Genomic DNA, 15,512 nt, shown 5'->3' with positions numbered 1-15,512 from the left:
GCTTGTGTTCCGTCGGGTCGCCTACACTTCTACCGCTTCTTTGCTTCGCGCTTGGCGTAAGCAATCGCCGCCTTTTCCTGGCGGTGCGAATATTCGCGGCATGCCATGCCCACGATCGACGTCGCCATGCCGCCAAGAAGTGCCGGCAGTTTCCACGCGGCTTGCTCCGCACCGGGCCAGCCGGACGCACCAAGCAACAATACGCTGATGCTGGAAATCAGGTAGCCGGTCAGCTTCCAGTCAAGCATTTCGTTTCCTCGTTATGGCGGCTGTGTGGTGAAGTCCCGCGGATCGGGGCGCATTCACATGGTTGAATGCGCAGCTAATGCTGCTGCTCGGCGGCGTTGCGTGCCTTGTCCCGCAGCGCCCGCGCGGCCCGGTTTGCCTCGCGTTCCTCGCGCATTTGCTTTGCCTCGCGATACCGCTGGTATTCGCCGGGCCCTGCCGGTCGTAGCGGTTCGGCCCAATCCTTTCCGGTGGCCGCCTTCACGGCCATTGTGCCGACGACCAGGCCAACGTTTGCGAGATCCAGGCTGTCGAGCCCTTTGCCGCATCCCATCGGCGAACGCGCGCACGCGGCCTGTGCAGCGGGTGTCGCCGACGAGGCGCTTTGAAGATCCCGATCGGTTTGTCGCGCAGCAGCCGCGACGTTCGGGTCGATCCGATATTGTTGTGCCGCCCGCCCACACACCACTACGGCAGCGGCATCCGGGCTCAAGCAGCCTCGATCGGGCGGCGTGCTCGCGAGGGGCGCAGAGGCCAATACGAGGATTGAGAGCATTTGCGCGCTGTAGACGATACGTTCACGCCGGGCGAGCGCGTTGCCTGCGTCAATCCGTCAGTTGGGAGATCGCGCTGGCCAACGCCTCGTAGTCATAAGGCTTGCGCAGGATCGGAAACCGGCGCTGGTCCAGGGGAATGAACTGCTTGCTGCTGTAGCCGCTGGCCAGCAGCACCGGCAGGTCCGGACGAATGCTGCGAACAAGCTCGGCCAGCTCAAGCCCGGTTTTTCCGGGCATGACGATGTCGGAAAATACTACGTCGAAATCCTGCTGCGCGAGCTTGCTAAGAGCCTGATCTGCGTCCGCTGTTTCCGTAACTTCACAGCCAAGATCGGTCAGAAGCTGATGCGCGAAATAGCGGACGTGCTCGCTGTCTTCGACCAGGAGAACACGCAGCCCCGGCTTGACCTTTGGGCCGCTTCCATCGGTAGCCCGCGCTTCCAACCTTTTGTTGGTCCGAGGGAGCCAAATCTCTACAGTTGTTCCACGGCCGACTTCTGACCGGATTTCCGCGGTGCCACCCGATTGCAGTGCAAAACCGTGGATCTGGGGGAGCCCGAGGCCGGTGCCCTTGCCAGTGGGCTTGGTCGTGAAGAACGGCTCGAAAACGCGCTCCAACTTGTCTTTTGGGATACCCTCACCGTGATCGGTCACGGTAAGGCTTACGCCCTCAACGCCATCGCGCTTGCTGTTGCGGAGCGCAATATCGATCCGCCCGCCGTCCGCCATGGCATCTCGCGCGTTGAGGATCGCGTTCAGCAAGGCCGCTTCCAGTCCCGTGGGGTCGATCTCGACCAGCCACAATTCAGGCATGAAATCGAGCGCTAGCTCGTAGCGGCTGCCGAGTGTTCGCTGCAGCATCTCACTGATCGCGTCCAACCGGACGCTCAGATCCAGCACCTCAGGCTCGAGCGGTTGGCGGCGGGCAAAGGCGAGCAGTTGCGAGGTCAGGCTCGCCGCCCGCTCCGACGTCTCCAGCATCACGTGGAGATATCGCTTCTGCTTGTCCAGTGTCAGGTCGGGCTGACGCAGCAAAAAGTCCGCCGAACCGCGAATGACGGTCAGCAGATTGTTGAAGTCGTGCGCGATCCCACCTGCCAACTCACCAAGCGCCTGCAGCTTTTGCGACTGCAACAGCGCTTCCTGCGTATTTCGCAATTCTTCCTCAGCGTGCTTGCGCTCGCTGATGTCGCGGGTGATCTTGGCAAATCCGACATGCTTGCCCGTCTCATCATAGATGGGGTCGATCAGCACGTGAGCCCAGAACAGGGAGCCGTCTTTCCGCACCCGTTGCGCTTCGGCTTCGAACTTACCCTCCCGCAGCGCGGTGGCCAACGCGGTGGCCGGCACGCCGCCTTTGCGATCCGCGTCCGTGTAGAAACGGGAGAAGTGCTGGCCGATGATTTCGCGCTCCTCGTAGCCCTTGATGGCTTGGGCGCCTGAGTTCCAGCTGGTGATCTTGCCCGTGGGATCGAGCATGTAGATCGCGTAATCGCGCACGCCCTGCACCAGCATTCGGAACTGCAGCTCGCTCTCGTATCGCGCCTGCTCCAGCCGGCGCTTTTCGGTCACATCGCGCGTAATTTTGGCATAGCCGATCAGCTGGCCTTCATCGTCGCGGATCGGATCCAGGATGGCGTGAACCCAGAAGCGGCTGCCGTCCTTGCGAAGCCGCCAGCCTTCAGCCTCGAACCTTCCTTCTCGGGCGGCGGTCTCCAGCGCCCGCGCCGGCAGGCCAGCCGCCGCGTCCTCCGGCGTGAAAAAGCGGGAGAAATGCTGTCCCACGATCTCATCCGCCGAATAGCCCTTGAACCGCTCAGCACCTGCGTTCCATGTCACGACGCGACCGGTGGGATCCAGCATGTAGATCGCATAATCGGTAACGGACTGGACGAGCAGCTCGAACCGCCGTTCGGTAAGTTCGTCTTGAGTATTAGTGGAACGCATTCAACATCCCGTATTGACGGTCGGACTCGCTTTGGTCGTCATCGGGACATTGGGCAAGCTGCGCCTGCTTGCGTGTTAACAGAGGTTAGCCGGTCGTTGCGTAGGCCGGCATCAAACATCTATTTTGATCTCCAGTCTCATCGTGCCCGCGCCACGAGGCCGGTCCGATGATTTCGAGAAGGCGCCGATGCCTTCTTGCTGTCGAGATGGTCGTTTCGGGTCTTTGAATGGGTCGCAGGACTGGAACGTTCCATTGGCAGCGCTGTGGATAAGTGAGTCCCGCTGGCGACACTTTCCCCACATTTTTGGTGCGCGTTAACTTTTTCCCTTGGCTTGGGACTCGCAATGATTCAAAGATTCATCCCGGAAGCTCAACGCGTTGCGCGTTACGGGGAGGTTTGGGGACATGAGCATCGATTTCATTCGGCCTGAAGTGGACGAACTTCGCCCGCGCATCAGCGTGATCGGCGTCGGCGGCGCCGGGGGCAACGCCATCGCCAACATGATGAATGCTGACGTCCAGGGCGTCGACTTCATCGTCGCCAACACCGATGCGCAGGCGCTCAACGCCTCCGCCGCGGACCGCCGCATCCAGCTCGGCCTGAAGATTACGCAGGGCCTTGGCGCTGGCTCGCGTCCGGAAATCGGCCGCGCCGCTGCCGAGGAAACGATCGCCGAGATCGACCAGGCGCTCGAAGGCGCGCACATGTGCTTCATCGCCGCCGGCATGGGCGGCGGCACCGGTACGGGCGCTGCGCCGGTCATCGCCAAGGCTGCCCGCGACAAGGGCATCCTGACCGTCGGCGTGGTCACCAAGCCGTTCGCGTTCGAAGGCGCCCGTCGCGGCCGCTCGGCGGACTCGGGCATCAACGAGCTGCAGCAGCACGTCGACACGCTGATCGTCATTCCGAACCAGAATCTGTTCCGTCTCGCCAATTCGGAAACGACCTTCAAGCAGGCGTTCGAAATGGCCGACGAGGTGCTTCAGCAGGGTGTCCGCGGCATCACCGACCTGATGGTCATGCCGGGCCTCATCAACCTCGACTTCGCTGACGTTCGCTCGGTGATGAGCGAGATGGGCAAGGCCATGATGGGCACCGGCGAGGCCGACGGCGACAACCGTGCCATCGAAGCCGCCGAAAAGGCCATCAGCAACCCGCTGCTCGACGGCGTGTCGATGAAGGGCGCCAAGGGCGTGATAATCTCGATCACTGGCGGCGAGGACATGCGCCTGATGGAAGTCGACGAGGCGGCCAGCCACATCAAGGAACTGGTCGATCCCGACGCGAACATCATCTGGGGCTCGGCCTTCAATAACGACCTTGGCGGCAAGATCCGCGTGTCGGTCGTCGCGACAGGCATCGAGGCCGAGGTTGGCGCGCAGCCGGCGCCTGGCAAGGTGTTCAGCTTCCCGGCCCGCACCGCGACCGCGCATCCGGCGCCAATCAAGCCGGCCGCTGCGCCGGTTGTCGAAACAGCCGAAGAGCCAGCGGCGATTGCGCCGACGGCCGAGGAGGATGACGAGCTGCTGCTCGGTGCTGACGACATCCTGACCAGCCCGGTAGGTGCGCCGCCGATCGCGCCGCCGAAGGATGAGGACGAGACCGCGGCGCCGGCCAATGGCGGCGGCACCTTGTTCGAGCGCATGTCGAACATCGCTCGCGGGGCTCCAAAGGCGCAGATCGACGAAGACGCGCCCGAAGAACGCGCACCGATCGACATCCCGCGATTCCTGAATCGCCAGAACAACCAATAGGCTTTGTAGCCTTGCGAAGGGGGCGGCCCGCTTGGGTCGCCCTTTTTCGTTCAGGTGAACCGCTCCTGAAAACGGCTCACCGTAAACCCTCTAGCCAGAAAGCTTCCGGCAAGATTCCATGCGCCACCGGGGAGGGATGATGCGGGGATCGGTGAAAATTCGTTTGGCGACGGCCGTGCTCGGCTGCGCGTTGGCCAGCATTGTGTCGGCGCAAGGCAGCTACTCGCCGTACAATGAAAGTCCGGCGACGGCGCTGTCCCGTTACGTCCGGACGCTGGCGTCGGATCCAAAGGACTTCGAGACCCTGATTGGTGCCGGTAAGGCCGCCCTGGAGATGGGCGACACGAACGCCGCCGCCGGCTTTTTTGCCAGAGCTGACGAGGTCGATCCTCAAAGCCCGCTGCCTCAGGCGGGCATGGGGGCAGTCTCTGTTGCCAACGGCGATCCCCAGGCAGCGCTTCCCTATTTCAAGCGCGCGCAGGAACTCGGGCTGCCCTTGTCCGCTTTTGGCTGCGACCGCGGCCTCGCCTACGATCTCCTTGGCCTGCAAGCTCAGGCCCAGTCCGATTACCGCGCTGCGCTTGCGGGCCGCGATTCCGATGAAACCCGCCGCCGTTTGGCATTGAGCCTCGCGATCAGCGGCAACCGCAACGATGCACTTCAAGCGCTAGCCCCCCTCTCCGCCAAGGGAGACCCCGGCGTCGCCCGGGTCCGCGCCTTCGTCCTCGCACTGACCGGCGACCCGAATTCGGCCATCCGCGCAATCAATGCAGTCATGCCGGGTCAGTCCTTCGCCGTCGCACCGTTCCTGCAGCGACTGCCAACCCTCTCCGCCGCGCAGCGTGCCGCCGCGGTGAACCTCGGCATCGTGCCGGACGCCGGATCTTACGCGGTGGCATCAAACAGCGGCGGCGACCGCTTGTCGGGCATCGACAATTGGCTCGCCGCTCCGCAACAGGCTGTCCAGCCTGCCCGGCAAGTGGCGCAGCCGGTAGTGCAAGCGTCTTACAGTCTACCGTCCCCGGCAAAGCAGGTGGCGCTGGCGCAGCCGAAGATTTGGCTCCAGCTCGCCAGCGGCCAGAATATCGACGATTTCACCAGCCGCTTTCAGCGAATGAAGTCGCAGAATCCGGATATCTTCAAGGGCATCAGCCCCTATGTGGCCCGTAGCGCCGACCGCGCCCGGCTTCTGATTGGGCCGTTCCGCGGGCCGTCCGACGCCCAGATCCTGGCAGAGGATCTCGAAAGCGTCGGCATCACGTCGTTCCGTTTTACCAATTCCCAAACCGATCGGATTGCGCCACTCGCGATGTGATGAGCCTGCCGCCAGCGATCGCCGCCAATCCAGCCAGGTCGCGTGGTAGGCTTCATCCCGAAAGTAATTCCGGTCCCCGTGGACCGCGCGACATTTTTCAGCGTGATCGCGACCGCATTATCCACTCGGTCGCATTCCGTCGCTTGCGCCACAAAACCCAGGTGTTCGTAGCCCCGGACGGCGACCATTACCGGGTTCGCCTGACCCATAGCCTGGAAGTAGCGCAGATCGGTCGCACGATGGCGCGGGCGCTCGGCTTGAACGAAGATTTGACCGAGGCGCTGTGCCTCGCCCACGACCTTGGTCACCCGCCGTTTGGCCATGCGGGCGAAGACGCGCTCAGCGCCGCCATGAGCGACGCCGGCGGCTTCGATCACAACGCTCACACGGTACGTATCGTGACGAAGCTGGAGACGCCCTATCCCGAATTCGAAGGGCTCAACCTCAGTTGGGAAGCGCTTGAGGGCTTAGCCAAGCACAACGGCCCGATAGCTGAGCTGACGTGGGCGATGCGGGAGACCAATGACGAATGGGACCTGGAGCTTGACAGCTGGCCCGGTCTCGAGGCGCAGGTCGCGGCAATCTCCGACGACATCGCCTACGATGCCCACGACATTGACGACGGGCTCCGGGCTGGCTTGCTCCACCTCGATGAACTGATCGAACAACCGCTGATCCATTCCCTGTGGGATGCGATCGGGCGACGTTATCCCGATCTGGCGGTAGACAAGAAACAGCGAGCATTGGTGCGTGATCTCATCGGATATCTGGTCGGCGATGTGCTTGACGAGACCGAGCGCCGGGTAATCGATAGCGGCGTGATCTCCATCGACGAGGTCCGCCAAGCTCGCCGTCAGCTATCCGGCTTTTCGAAAGAAGTGGAGGCGCAGGAGCGGCTGCTGAAGCGCTTCCTTTACCAGCGGCTTTATGGGCTGCCGGAGCTCAAGCCGATCCGCGCGGAAGCGGAGCGGGTGGTGGCCAATCTTGCCGCTGCCTACCGCGCGGATCCCGGTCTGCTCCCCGCATCCTGGCGGGGCGGGGAGGATGACGTCGCGCAGGTGCGCACCATCGGCGATTTCGTCGCAGGGATGACGGACCGCTTCGCCATTGCCCGGCACGGAGAACTGATCGGGCCGGTAACGCTCCCGGCCAGCCGCTTTTAAGCCTCGCAATTTCTTAACCCTCATCGCCGAAGATCGCCGTGTGGGATATTGGCGGAACATCGGGCTGGCCCTAGCTGGCCTCGGGCTTACCAGCGGGGCTTCCGCGGAAGGCGGCGAGCCGTTAGTCACGGCGAGGCTCGCCGATCCCGAAACCCACCTGCTCTCAATGGATGGCTCTTCGCTGGTACGGACGCCAGAGGAGCGGAACGCTGCTTTCCTGAGCGCGCTTGCCGCGTCTGCGACCGCCACTCGCCAAACCGTCGCCGAACGATGCCGCGCCATCGCTTCGGCCGTGCCGGTGGCCGGCGACGCACGGACCGATTGGGAAGCCAACTGCCGTTATCGGCGGCGCTAGACGTCAGATGGACTGGGGCAGGCCTTGCCCCGCCAGCGAACGGGTGACGCGCAGCACCGGCTGCGCTAGACGCGCCGCTTTCCAGTTTCGGTGAAAGCGACTTGAGCCTCTACGCCCAATATTCCGCACTCCTCGATGGAGCGCTCGACGAACTCGTGAACGATGGTGCGTTGCCGTCGGGCCTCGACCGCAAGAACGTGACGGTCGAGCCGCCGCGCGATGCGTCGCACGGCGACCTCGCGGTGAACGCGGCCATGGTGCTGGCGAAAGCCGCGCAAACCAATCCGCGCGCGCTTGCGGAACTGATCAGATCAAAACTCGCTGCCTTGCCGACCGTCGCATCAGTAGAGATTGCGGGGCCCGGCTTCATCAATATCCGCCTTCACCCCGATGCCTGGCGGGATGAGCTTCGCGCTATCCTGTCGCAGGGCGACGCCTATGGCCTATCCAAGGTCGGCGCGAACGAGCGGGTCAATGTCGAATATGTTTCCGCAAATCCGACCGGCCCGCTGCACATGGGCCACTGCCGTGGCGCGGTGGTCGGCGACAGCCTGGCGCGCCTGCTCGAAGCGGCCGGCTTCCGGGTCACGAAGGAATATTACGTCAATGACGCCGGCGCGCAGGTCGATACGCTAGCCCGGTCCGTGCACCTGCGATACCGCGAGGCACTCGGCGAGACGATCGAGATCGGCGAAGGCTTCTACCCCGGTGACTATCTGAAGCCGGTCGGTGTCGTGCTAGCAGCGGAACATGGCGCCCGCTTCGTGGACGCGCCGGAGGCGGAGTGGTTGCCGCTGTTCCGCGACACCGCGATCAAGGCTATGCTCGATCTGATCCGTCACGATCTCGGCCTGCTCGGTATCCACCACGACCTCTTCTCGTCGGAAGCTGCACTGCAGCAAAGCGGTGCGGTCGACGACGCAATGGGGGAACTGCGCAGCAAGGGTCTTGTGTTCGAGGGGGTGCTGGAGCGGCCCAAGAGCCTCGACCCGCATGACGAGTGGGAGCCGGTCGAACTGACCTTGTTCCGCTCGACCGAGTTTGGGGACGACCAGGACCGCCCGATGAAGAAGTCGGATGGCAGCTGGACCTATTTCGGGGCCGACGCCGCTTATCATTTCCAGAAGGCGCAGAAGGCCGATCATCTGGTCAACATTTGGGGCGCGGACCATGCAGGGACCGTCAAGCGCGTGCAGGCGGCGGTCCGCGCGCTGACCGACGGCAAGGTCGACCTCGACGTCAAGCTGGTCAACATGGTCCGGCTGTTCCGTAACGGCGAGCCGTTCAAGATGAGCAAGCGCGCGGGCGATTTCGTCACGCTGGCGGATGTCGTAAATGAGGTCGGCAAGGACGCCGTCCGCTTCATGATGCTGACCAAGCGCGCGGACACGCCGCTGGACTTCGACTTCACCAAGGTTGTCGAAGCGTCGAAGGACAATCCCGTCTTTTACGTCCAATACGCGCACGCTCGCGTGAGCTCGCTGAAGCGGAAGGCGGCCGAAGCCGGCATCGATCTAACCCGGCCGGCCGATTTGTCGCTGCTCGACGATGAGGAACTCATGCTGGTGAAGCGGGCGGCGCAATATTCACGCGTGCTCGAAAGCGCGGCGCTATCGCATGAACCGCACCGCATCGCCTTTTACCTTTACGATCTGGCGGCGGAATTTCACGCGCTCTGGAACCGCGGTAACGACGATCCGGAACGGCGGTTCCTTCTCGATAAAAATCCACAGCTTTCTCGGGCGCGTCTGGAACTCGCCCTGGGGATCGCGCAGATTATCCGCAGTGGCCTCGATTTGATGGGGGTTGCCGCCACTGAGGAGATGCGTTGATCCATGAGTGACGACCGGTCGTACGACGAGCCGCTGCCGTGGCTTGCAGCGGTCGAGGACGAGGATGAGCCGCGGGGCGTTTCTGCACGTCGGATGCTCGGTGCATTGGTTGCGGTCGCTCTCGCGGTCGTGATCATTGCCGGGGCTTTCTTTTGGCTCGGCAGACGCAATTCCTCGATCGGCGGTCCCCCTGAGCTCATTGCGGCGCCTTCGACGCCCTACAAGATCAAGCCGCCGAACCCGGGCGGCCTGGACATCAAGGGGGAAAGCGAGACAGCCTTCGAAACGAGCGCGGGCGAAGATCGGGACGCGCAACTCGATCTGAATAAGCTTCCCGAAACGCCGATCGCCAAGCCAGTCCCGGCACCGCCAAAGCCTGAAGCCAAGCCCGCCGAGGCGGCGAAGGCGGAGGAGCCGACAGCCGGGGTTTCGTCAGGCAGCGTCGTGCAACTTGGCGCATTCGCCAATCAGGCGCAGGCGGAACGGGCATGGACTGCGCTCTCCTCGCGCTTTCCGGCGGTGGGGTCATCGAGCAAGATGATCGTCCCGTTCACGGGCGGCATTCGCCTTCGTGCTTCGACCGCATCGCCGGCTGCCGCTCGGCAGCTGTGCCAGACGCTCAAGGCCGCGGGCGAGAATTGTTTCGTCGCGCGATAGGGACCGACCGATGACCCAAGCTGCGATCTATGGCCTCGAAGGCTTCGTCATGACCGACGACGAGCGCGACTTCTTTCGCGACGCCGACCCGTCGGGCTTCATCCTGTTCCGCCGCAATTGCGAGAGCGAGCAACAGCTCCTGGCGCTCACGGACAGCCTGCGGGCGCTGATGGGTTGGGACGATGTGCCGATCCTGATCGATCAGGAAGGCGGGCGCGTGGCGCGCATGCGGCCGCCGGTGTGGCCAGCCTTTCCGCCGGCGGAGCGCTTCTCGGACCTGTATCGCGTGGCGCCTTCGTCGGCGATCGAGGCGGTGCGCTCGAACGCACGGGCGCTGGCGCTGATGCTGCGGTCGTGCGGGATCAACGTGAACGCGCTGCCGCTGCTCGATGTGCGGCAGGAAGGTGCGACCGACATCATCGGTGACCGCGCCTTGGGCAGTGAGCCGATGCAGGTGGCAGCGTTGGGCCGTGCGGTGCTCGACGGCATGGCCTCCGCCGGCGTCATTGGCATCATCAAGCACATTCCGGGGCACGGCCGCGCGCTTGTCGATAGTCACAAAGAATTGCCGATCGTTCCGGCGAGCGCGGAAGAACTGGAGGTCGATCTCGAACCATTCGAGCGTCTCGCCAAGTCGCCAATGGGGATGACGGCTCATGTCGTTTACGAGGCGTGGGATCCGGAAGTTCCGGCCAGTCTGTCGCCAATCGTCATTCATGACATCATTCGCGAGCGCATCGGCTTCGACGGCTGGCTGATGAGCGATGACATCGGAATGGAAGCGCTGCAGGGCGACTTCGCATCGCGCGCGGGTGGCGTGGTTGCGGCCGGTTGCGACGTCGCGCTGCACTGCTCGGGGAAGATGGACGAGATGATCGCCGTCGCCTCGGCAGTGCCGGCGATAAGCGCCGAGGGGCAGGAAAGGCTTGAACGCGCCTTGGCGACGATCCGGCAGGAGCTGGCGCCGCTCGACTTCGCAGCCGAGATTTCGAAGCGGGATCAGCTTCTCGCTCTCGCCTGACGGCGCGTTCATCCAGGACGTTGCGCAGCGCGGCCTTTTGTGGCCATCTCTCCGTCCTTCTTTGCCTATCGAAAGTGAAGCTTCCTGATGCGCCGATTCCTCGCGGCTTCCGCCGCCGCATTGCTCTTCTCGACCTCTTGCTTTGCTCAGACCGCGGACAAGCCCAAAGGCAGCGCGCTCGATGCCGCGCACAACGAGGTGATGATTGAGCAGGCAAAGACGGGCTACGCCGACGCGCCGGTCGAGGAGCGGACGGTGGCCACCCGCCACAGCGCATCAGTCGACGGCCGGACGATCCCGTACACGGCGACTGCGGGGACGCTCACTATCCGCGATGCGGCGGGCAAGCCGAAAGCGAGCATCTTCTACACGGCCTACACCGCCGAGGGCGCGGCCACTGCGCGGCGGCCGGTAATGTTCTTCTACAATGGGGGACCGGGTTCGGCGTCGCTATGGCTTCGCATGGGCTCGTTCGGGCCGATGCGCCTGCAGACCGGTAATCCGGAGACGATCCGACCCGCACCATTCGGCTTCGGCGCCAATCCGGATAGCCTGCTCGGCGTTACGGACATGGTATTCCTCGACGCGCCAGGCACGGGTTATTCGCGCGCGCTTGGCGATGCCAAGGGCAACGAATTCTACGGCGTCGATCAGGACGCGGACGCCTTCGCCAAGGCGATTATTCGCTACGCGACCAAGTTCAACCGCTGGGACAGCCCGAAATTCCTGTTCGGTGAAAGCTATGGGACGACGCGCTCGGGCGCGCTTGCTTACCAACTTCAAGATCGCGGCATGGCGCTGAACGGCGTCGTCCTGCTGTCGTCGATCATGAACTACGGCCGCCGTCAGCCCGGCCTCGACCGCGATTATCTGAACTACATTCCGAGTTACGCGGCCACCGCCTGGTACCACCACAAGATGGCCAATCCGCCCGCGACGGTGGAAGAAGCCGCGGCGCGTGGCCGCGCCTTTGCGCAAGGGCCGTATGCGGTTGCGCTCGAGAAGGGGCAGACGATCGCGCCCGCCGAAGCGCAATCGATCGCGCAGCAGATGGCCGGCATCACCGGACTGTCGCCGGATTTTATCCTTCGCTCAAACTTGCGCGTCGACCTGTCGCGCTATCGCAAGGAATTGATGCGGAACGAGCGGCAGACGATCGGCCGCTTCGATTCGCGCTACGTCGGCATCGACGCCGACGCGGCGGGCGAAAGCCCTGAGTATGACGCCTCGGACACCGCGATTAGCGGCGCCTTCATCGGCACCATGCACACCTACATGAGCAAGGATCTCGGCTACACCACCAACATGGCGTACCGCGCGAGCGCGAGCGAGGAGGAAGGCTTCAAGTGGGATTTCAGCCATAAGGCCCCGGGCATGCGGCAGGCGCTGAACGCCCCGAATACGGCGCTCGATCTCGCGGCGGCAATGCGGGAGAACCCCTATCTCAAAGTCCTGTCGCTGAACGGCTGGTACGACATGGCGACCCCGTTCTTCGGCACGGAATATGATCTCAATCACATGATGCTCGAGCCCGCGCAGCAGCGGAACCTTGAGTACAAATATTACCCGGCCGGACACATGGTCTATCTGAACCCCGAGGCGCTGCATCAGATGCGGGTGGACGTGGAGCAGTTTGTTCGCTCCGCCGTGTATGACGCGGCGGCCGGCCGGGCTCCGGCACCCGCGCGCCGCCGCCGCTAGTTATCCACAATAGAATGTGGGCCTAGCTTCGCAGGGCCACAACTAATGGGTATTACGGCGATGTGGACGAAGATTTCGAGCAGCTGCCGCTGAGGCAGTCGGACGAACTCAATCTGACGCTCGACGGCTGGGAAGGGCCGCTCGACCTGCTGCTCAATCTCGCCCGCGCCCAAAAGGTCGATCTTGCGCAGATTTCGATCCTGGAGCTGGTCGAGCAATATCTCGCCTATCTCTCCGAAGCGCGCGCCTTGAAGCTTGAGATTGCCGCCGATTACCTCGTGATGGCGGCGTGGCTGGCCTACCTCAAATCATGCCTGCTTCTGCCGAAGGATCCGGAGCAGGATCCCTCTCCTGAAGAGATCGCGCTGCGGCTCCAGATGCGGCTCCAAAGGTTGGACGCCATGCGAGAGGCGGGCGCGCGTTTGCTCGGCCGCGACCGCATCGGCCGCGACGTTTTCCTGCGCGGCGCACCGGAAGGGCTTCGCCTGGTTCGCAAGGCATTGTGGCAAGTCCGCGAATTCGACCTGTTTGCAGCGTACGGCGCCGTTCGCGCGCGCACCCAGCCGGCGATGCACGTCGTCCATGCCCGTTCGGTGATGACGCTGGAGGAGGCGATCGACCGGGTAGGCCGAATGATCGGCATGGCGCTCGATTGGACGTTCCTCGAGAGCTTTTTACCGGAGACCGGTGATGTACAGCTTCGCCGGTCGGCGCTCGCTTCGAGCTTCCTTGCCGCGCTGGAACTCGCCCGTCGCGGCCGTCTGGATATCGCGCAGGACGAGGCGTTCGCACCCATTCGACTCAAGGTGGCCGCCTGATGGACGAGCTGTGCCGCGCGATCGAGGCAACGTTGTTCGCGGCCTCGGAGCCGATGACGGCCGACGAGATCGCGGAGCATGTCGGTGAGGGCGACGTGATCAAGGGTCTGCGCAGCGTCGCCCAGCATTACGCGGGTCATGGCATCGAATTGGTGGAGCGTGGTGGCCGCTGGCACTTCCAGACCGCGCCGGACCTCGCCCATTTGCTGCGCCGGACGCGCGAGGAACCGCGCCGCCTGTCGCGAGCCGCCACCGAGACGCTGGCGATCATCGCCTATCACGAACCCGTGAGCCGGGCTGAAATCGAAGCCATTCGCGGCGTCCAGATTTCGAAGGGTACGCTCGACGTCCTGATGGACGCCGGGTGGGTGCGGCCGGCCGGGCGACGGGAAGGGCCCGGCCGGCCGCTGCTCTATGCGACGACCGAGGCGTTCCTCACGCACTTCGGGCTAGGCTCGCGACGCGACCTGCCTGGGATCGACGACCTCAAGGCCGCGGGGCTGCTCGACCCATTGGACGAAAAAGTCTTCGAATCGCTTGGTCAGCTTCAACTGGAAAGCGAAGAGGAAGCCGACTAGATAGCGCCCTCAAAGGAGTTTCGCGATCATGGGCGGTTTCAGCATCTGGCATATTCTGATCTTCGCGATCATCGTCCTGCTGCTGTTCGGCGGGAACCGTTTTTCGGCCATGATGGGCGACGTGGCCAAGGGCCTGAAAAGCTTCAAGCAGGGGATGGCGGACGAGGATGACGACCGGGTTCGCCGCTACGAAGAGCAGCGGCGCAACGACCCGCGTCAGCTTCCGCGCGACCAGCCGCCTATCGATGCTCAGGCCTCGCGTCCTGCCGATCCCGTCGCGCCGCCGCCTCCGCCGCGGGACGACGCGCTTTAACCAGCGTCAGATCCGATGTTCGGCGTCGATTCTTCGGAGCTGGCGGTTGTCGCCATTCTCGCGCTGATCTTCATCGGTCCGAAGGAGCTTCCGAACGCGCTGCGAACGGTCGGCTACTGGGTTGGCCGTGTCCGCGGCATGGCTCGGCACTTCACCTCCGGCATCGAGAACATGATCCGCGAGGCGGAGCTCGAGGAGATGGAGAAGCGCTGGAAAGAGGAAAACGAACGGATCATGCGGCTCCATCCGGCCGACGCTCACTATCCGGAACCAGGGCAGCCAGACGACATGCCGCCGGTCACCGAGCCCGAGCCGGCAGACGAGCTGCCCATTGAGCAGCGCCCGCTGCCATGAAAGATATCGACGATACCAAGCAGCCTTTGCTTGAGCATCTCATCGAGCTCCGGCGGCGCCTTCTCTGGTCGCTCGCGACTCTCGTGATCTGCTTCTTTGTTTGCTTTGCCTTCGCGAAGAACATCTTTGCCGTGCTGGTTCAGCCATTGCTGCGCGCTGGGCAGGGCAAGCTCATCTACACCGACATTTTTGAGGCTTTTTTCACGCAAGTTAAGGTGTCGCTTTTCGCCGCGCTGATGCTTGCCTTTCCAGTGATCGCCACGCAGCTGTGGCGTTTCGTCGCGCCGGGCCTCTACGCCAAGGAGAAGAAGGCGTTTCTACCGTTCCTGCTCCTGACCCCCTTGTTTTTCGCGGCCGGCGCGAGCTTTGCTTACTTCTTCGCCATGCCTTGGGCGCTACACTTTCTGCTGAGTTACCAAGGCAATGTCGGCGGTATCCAGCAGGAGGCGCTGCCAGGCGTCGGCAATTACCTGACATTCGTCACCCGTTTCCTGTTCGGTTTCGGCGCTGCGTTCCTGACGCCGATCCTGCTGATGATCCTCGAGCGTGCGGGGATTGTCACCCGCGAACAGCTCGCGAGATCGCGTCGGTATGCCATCGTCGGCGCCGCGGCTATCGCTGCCGTGCTGACGCCCCCGGACGTCGTCTCGATGCTGATGCTGCTCGTGCCGCTCTACGGCCTATACGAATTCGCGATCCTGGCCATTCGCATCACCCACTGGCGTGCAGCACGTAAGGCTGCGCGTTCAAGCTCTGCGATTGTCGATGGGCCCCAGACAATAGAGGGCCCGGAAGCGCCACCGGGGGGGGGGAGGGTTGGCGGTTCCGGGCCCATTTAAGCGGATAGCGAGAGCGGGGGGGCAAAAGGTCACTATCCGAACAACATAACGTCGATGGTTCGTATGGGGTTCCGGGAAAAT

Annotated in this window: 16 protein-coding genes; 13 read left to right on the top strand and 3 right to left on the bottom strand. The window is 63.5% G+C overall.

Annotated elements, in window-relative coordinates:
* Nucleotides 1-29 precede the first annotated feature (29 nt).
* The 3 genes from QU596_RS06090 to QU596_RS06080 all read right to left on the bottom strand — a co-directional run bounded on the left by QU596_RS06090 (nt 30) and on the right by QU596_RS06080 (nt 2,729).
* Nucleotides 30-248, bottom strand: a complete 219-nt coding sequence (locus QU596_RS06090) for a hypothetical protein (RefSeq protein WP_308517767.1) — start codon at nt 246-248, stop codon at nt 30-32.
* Between the two features lie 74 nt (nt 249-322).
* Nucleotides 323-781 carry a hypothetical protein gene (locus QU596_RS06085; protein WP_308517766.1) on the bottom strand — a complete coding sequence of 153 codons (459 nt, stop codon included), beginning with the start codon at nt 779-781 and terminating at the stop codon, nt 323-325.
* 49 nt (nt 782-830) lie between these two features.
* Nucleotides 831-2,729: a hybrid sensor histidine kinase/response regulator gene (locus tag QU596_RS06080; RefSeq protein ID WP_308517765.1), complete on the bottom strand. Its 1,899-nt coding sequence runs from the start codon at nt 2,727-2,729 to the stop codon at nt 831-833.
* Between the two features lie 406 nt (nt 2,730-3,135).
* On the opposite strand from QU596_RS06080, the gene ftsZ reads away from it, so the two are divergent.
* The 13 genes from ftsZ (at nt 3,136) to tatC (ending at nt 15,431) form a co-directional block, all read left to right on the top strand.
* Complete coding sequence (gene ftsZ, locus QU596_RS06075; RefSeq protein WP_308517764.1) at nt 3,136-4,485, top strand: cell division protein FtsZ; 1,350 nt, start codon at nt 3,136-3,138, stop codon at nt 4,483-4,485.
* A 151-nt stretch (nt 4,486-4,636) separates the two neighbouring features.
* The gene (locus QU596_RS06070; protein ID WP_308517763.1) at nt 4,637-5,800 is read left to right on the top strand and encodes a tetratricopeptide repeat protein; all 1,164 of its coding nucleotides are present in this window, start codon (nt 4,637-4,639) and stop codon (nt 5,798-5,800) included.
* On the top strand, nt 5,800-6,963 hold the full coding sequence (locus tag QU596_RS06065) for a deoxyguanosinetriphosphate triphosphohydrolase (RefSeq protein ID WP_308517762.1): 1,164 nt from the start codon (nt 5,800-5,802) through the stop codon (nt 6,961-6,963). The genes QU596_RS06070 and QU596_RS06065 overlap by 1 nt, the downstream gene beginning before the upstream one ends.
* A 40-nt stretch (nt 6,964-7,003) precedes the next feature.
* A complete protein-coding gene (locus tag QU596_RS06060; RefSeq protein ID WP_308517761.1) occupies nt 7,004-7,318 on the top strand; it encodes a hypothetical protein in 315 nt (104 codons plus the stop codon).
* Nucleotides 7,319-7,419: 101 nt separating this feature from the next.
* Nucleotides 7,420-9,150 carry an arginine--tRNA ligase gene (gene argS / locus QU596_RS06055; protein ID WP_308517760.1) on the top strand — a complete coding sequence of 577 codons (1,731 nt, stop codon included), beginning with the start codon at nt 7,420-7,422 and terminating at the stop codon, nt 9,148-9,150.
* A gap of 3 nt (nt 9,151-9,153) precedes the next feature.
* A complete protein-coding gene (locus QU596_RS06050) occupies nt 9,154-9,807 on the top strand; it encodes an SPOR domain-containing protein (RefSeq protein ID WP_308517759.1) in 654 nt (217 codons plus the stop codon).
* 10 nt (nt 9,808-9,817) lie between these two features.
* Nucleotides 9,818-10,828, top strand: coding sequence for a beta-N-acetylhexosaminidase (gene nagZ, locus QU596_RS06045; protein ID WP_308517758.1), 1,011 nt, complete (start codon nt 9,818-9,820; stop codon nt 10,826-10,828).
* Between the two features lie 87 nt (nt 10,829-10,915).
* Entirely contained in the window at nt 10,916-12,529 is a 1,614-nt protein-coding gene (locus QU596_RS06040) for a S10 family peptidase (RefSeq protein ID WP_308517757.1), read from the top strand.
* 62 nt (nt 12,530-12,591) lie between these two features.
* Nucleotides 12,592-13,347, top strand: coding sequence for a segregation and condensation protein A (locus tag QU596_RS06035; RefSeq protein ID WP_308517755.1), 756 nt, complete (start codon nt 12,592-12,594; stop codon nt 13,345-13,347).
* Nucleotides 13,347-13,925 (top strand): SMC-Scp complex subunit ScpB, encoded by a 579-nt coding sequence (scpB, locus tag QU596_RS06030; RefSeq protein ID WP_308517754.1) that lies wholly within the window; start codon nt 13,347-13,349, stop codon nt 13,923-13,925. The genes QU596_RS06035 and scpB overlap by 1 nt, the downstream gene beginning before the upstream one ends.
* Before the next feature lie 28 nt (nt 13,926-13,953).
* Nucleotides 13,954-14,238, top strand: a complete 285-nt coding sequence (locus QU596_RS06025; RefSeq protein ID WP_308517753.1) for a twin-arginine translocase TatA/TatE family subunit — start codon at nt 13,954-13,956, stop codon at nt 14,236-14,238.
* Nucleotides 14,239-14,253: 15 nt separating this feature from the next.
* A complete protein-coding gene (gene tatB / locus QU596_RS06020; protein ID WP_308517752.1) occupies nt 14,254-14,592 on the top strand; it encodes a Sec-independent protein translocase protein TatB in 339 nt (112 codons plus the stop codon).
* The gene (tatC, locus tag QU596_RS06015) at nt 14,589-15,431 is read left to right on the top strand and encodes a twin-arginine translocase subunit TatC (RefSeq protein ID WP_308517751.1); all 843 of its coding nucleotides are present in this window, start codon (nt 14,589-14,591) and stop codon (nt 15,429-15,431) included. Before tatB ends, tatC begins: the two co-directional genes overlap by 4 nt.
* Nucleotides 15,432-15,512 lie beyond the last annotated feature (81 nt).

Source organism: Sphingomonas flavescens, assembly GCF_030866745.1.
GTDB lineage: Bacteria > Pseudomonadota > Alphaproteobacteria > Sphingomonadales > Sphingomonadaceae > Sphingomicrobium > Sphingomicrobium flavescens.
Note: the sequence above shows the minus strand (reverse complement) of the source record. Positions and strands in the feature narration are given on the sequence as shown.

Coding starts and splice junctions, on each gene's coding strand:
- QU596_RS06090 (WP_308517767.1), bottom strand. CDS start 248: ATGCTTGACTGGAAGCTGACCGGCTACCTGATTTCCAGCATCAGCGTA.
- QU596_RS06085 (WP_308517766.1), bottom strand. CDS start 781: ATGCTCTCAATCCTCGTATTGGCCTCTGCGCCCCTCGCGAGCACGCCG.
- QU596_RS06080 (WP_308517765.1), bottom strand. CDS start 2,729: ATGCGTTCCACTAATACTCAAGACGAACTTACCGAACGGCGGTTCGAG.
- ftsZ (WP_308517764.1), top strand. CDS start 3,136: ATGAGCATCGATTTCATTCGGCCTGAAGTGGACGAACTTCGCCCGCGC.
- QU596_RS06065 (WP_308517762.1), top strand. CDS start 5,800: ATGAGCCTGCCGCCAGCGATCGCCGCCAATCCAGCCAGGTCGCGTGGT.
- QU596_RS06050 (WP_308517759.1), top strand. CDS start 9,154: ATGAGTGACGACCGGTCGTACGACGAGCCGCTGCCGTGGCTTGCAGCG.
- nagZ (WP_308517758.1), top strand. CDS start 9,818: ATGACCCAAGCTGCGATCTATGGCCTCGAAGGCTTCGTCATGACCGAC.
- QU596_RS06040 (WP_308517757.1), top strand. CDS start 10,916: ATGCGCCGATTCCTCGCGGCTTCCGCCGCCGCATTGCTCTTCTCGACC.
- scpB (WP_308517754.1), top strand. CDS start 13,347: ATGGACGAGCTGTGCCGCGCGATCGAGGCAACGTTGTTCGCGGCCTCG.
- QU596_RS06025 (WP_308517753.1), top strand. CDS start 13,954: ATGGGCGGTTTCAGCATCTGGCATATTCTGATCTTCGCGATCATCGTC.
- tatB (WP_308517752.1), top strand. CDS start 14,254: ATGTTCGGCGTCGATTCTTCGGAGCTGGCGGTTGTCGCCATTCTCGCG.
- tatC (WP_308517751.1), top strand. CDS start 14,589: ATGAAAGATATCGACGATACCAAGCAGCCTTTGCTTGAGCATCTCATC.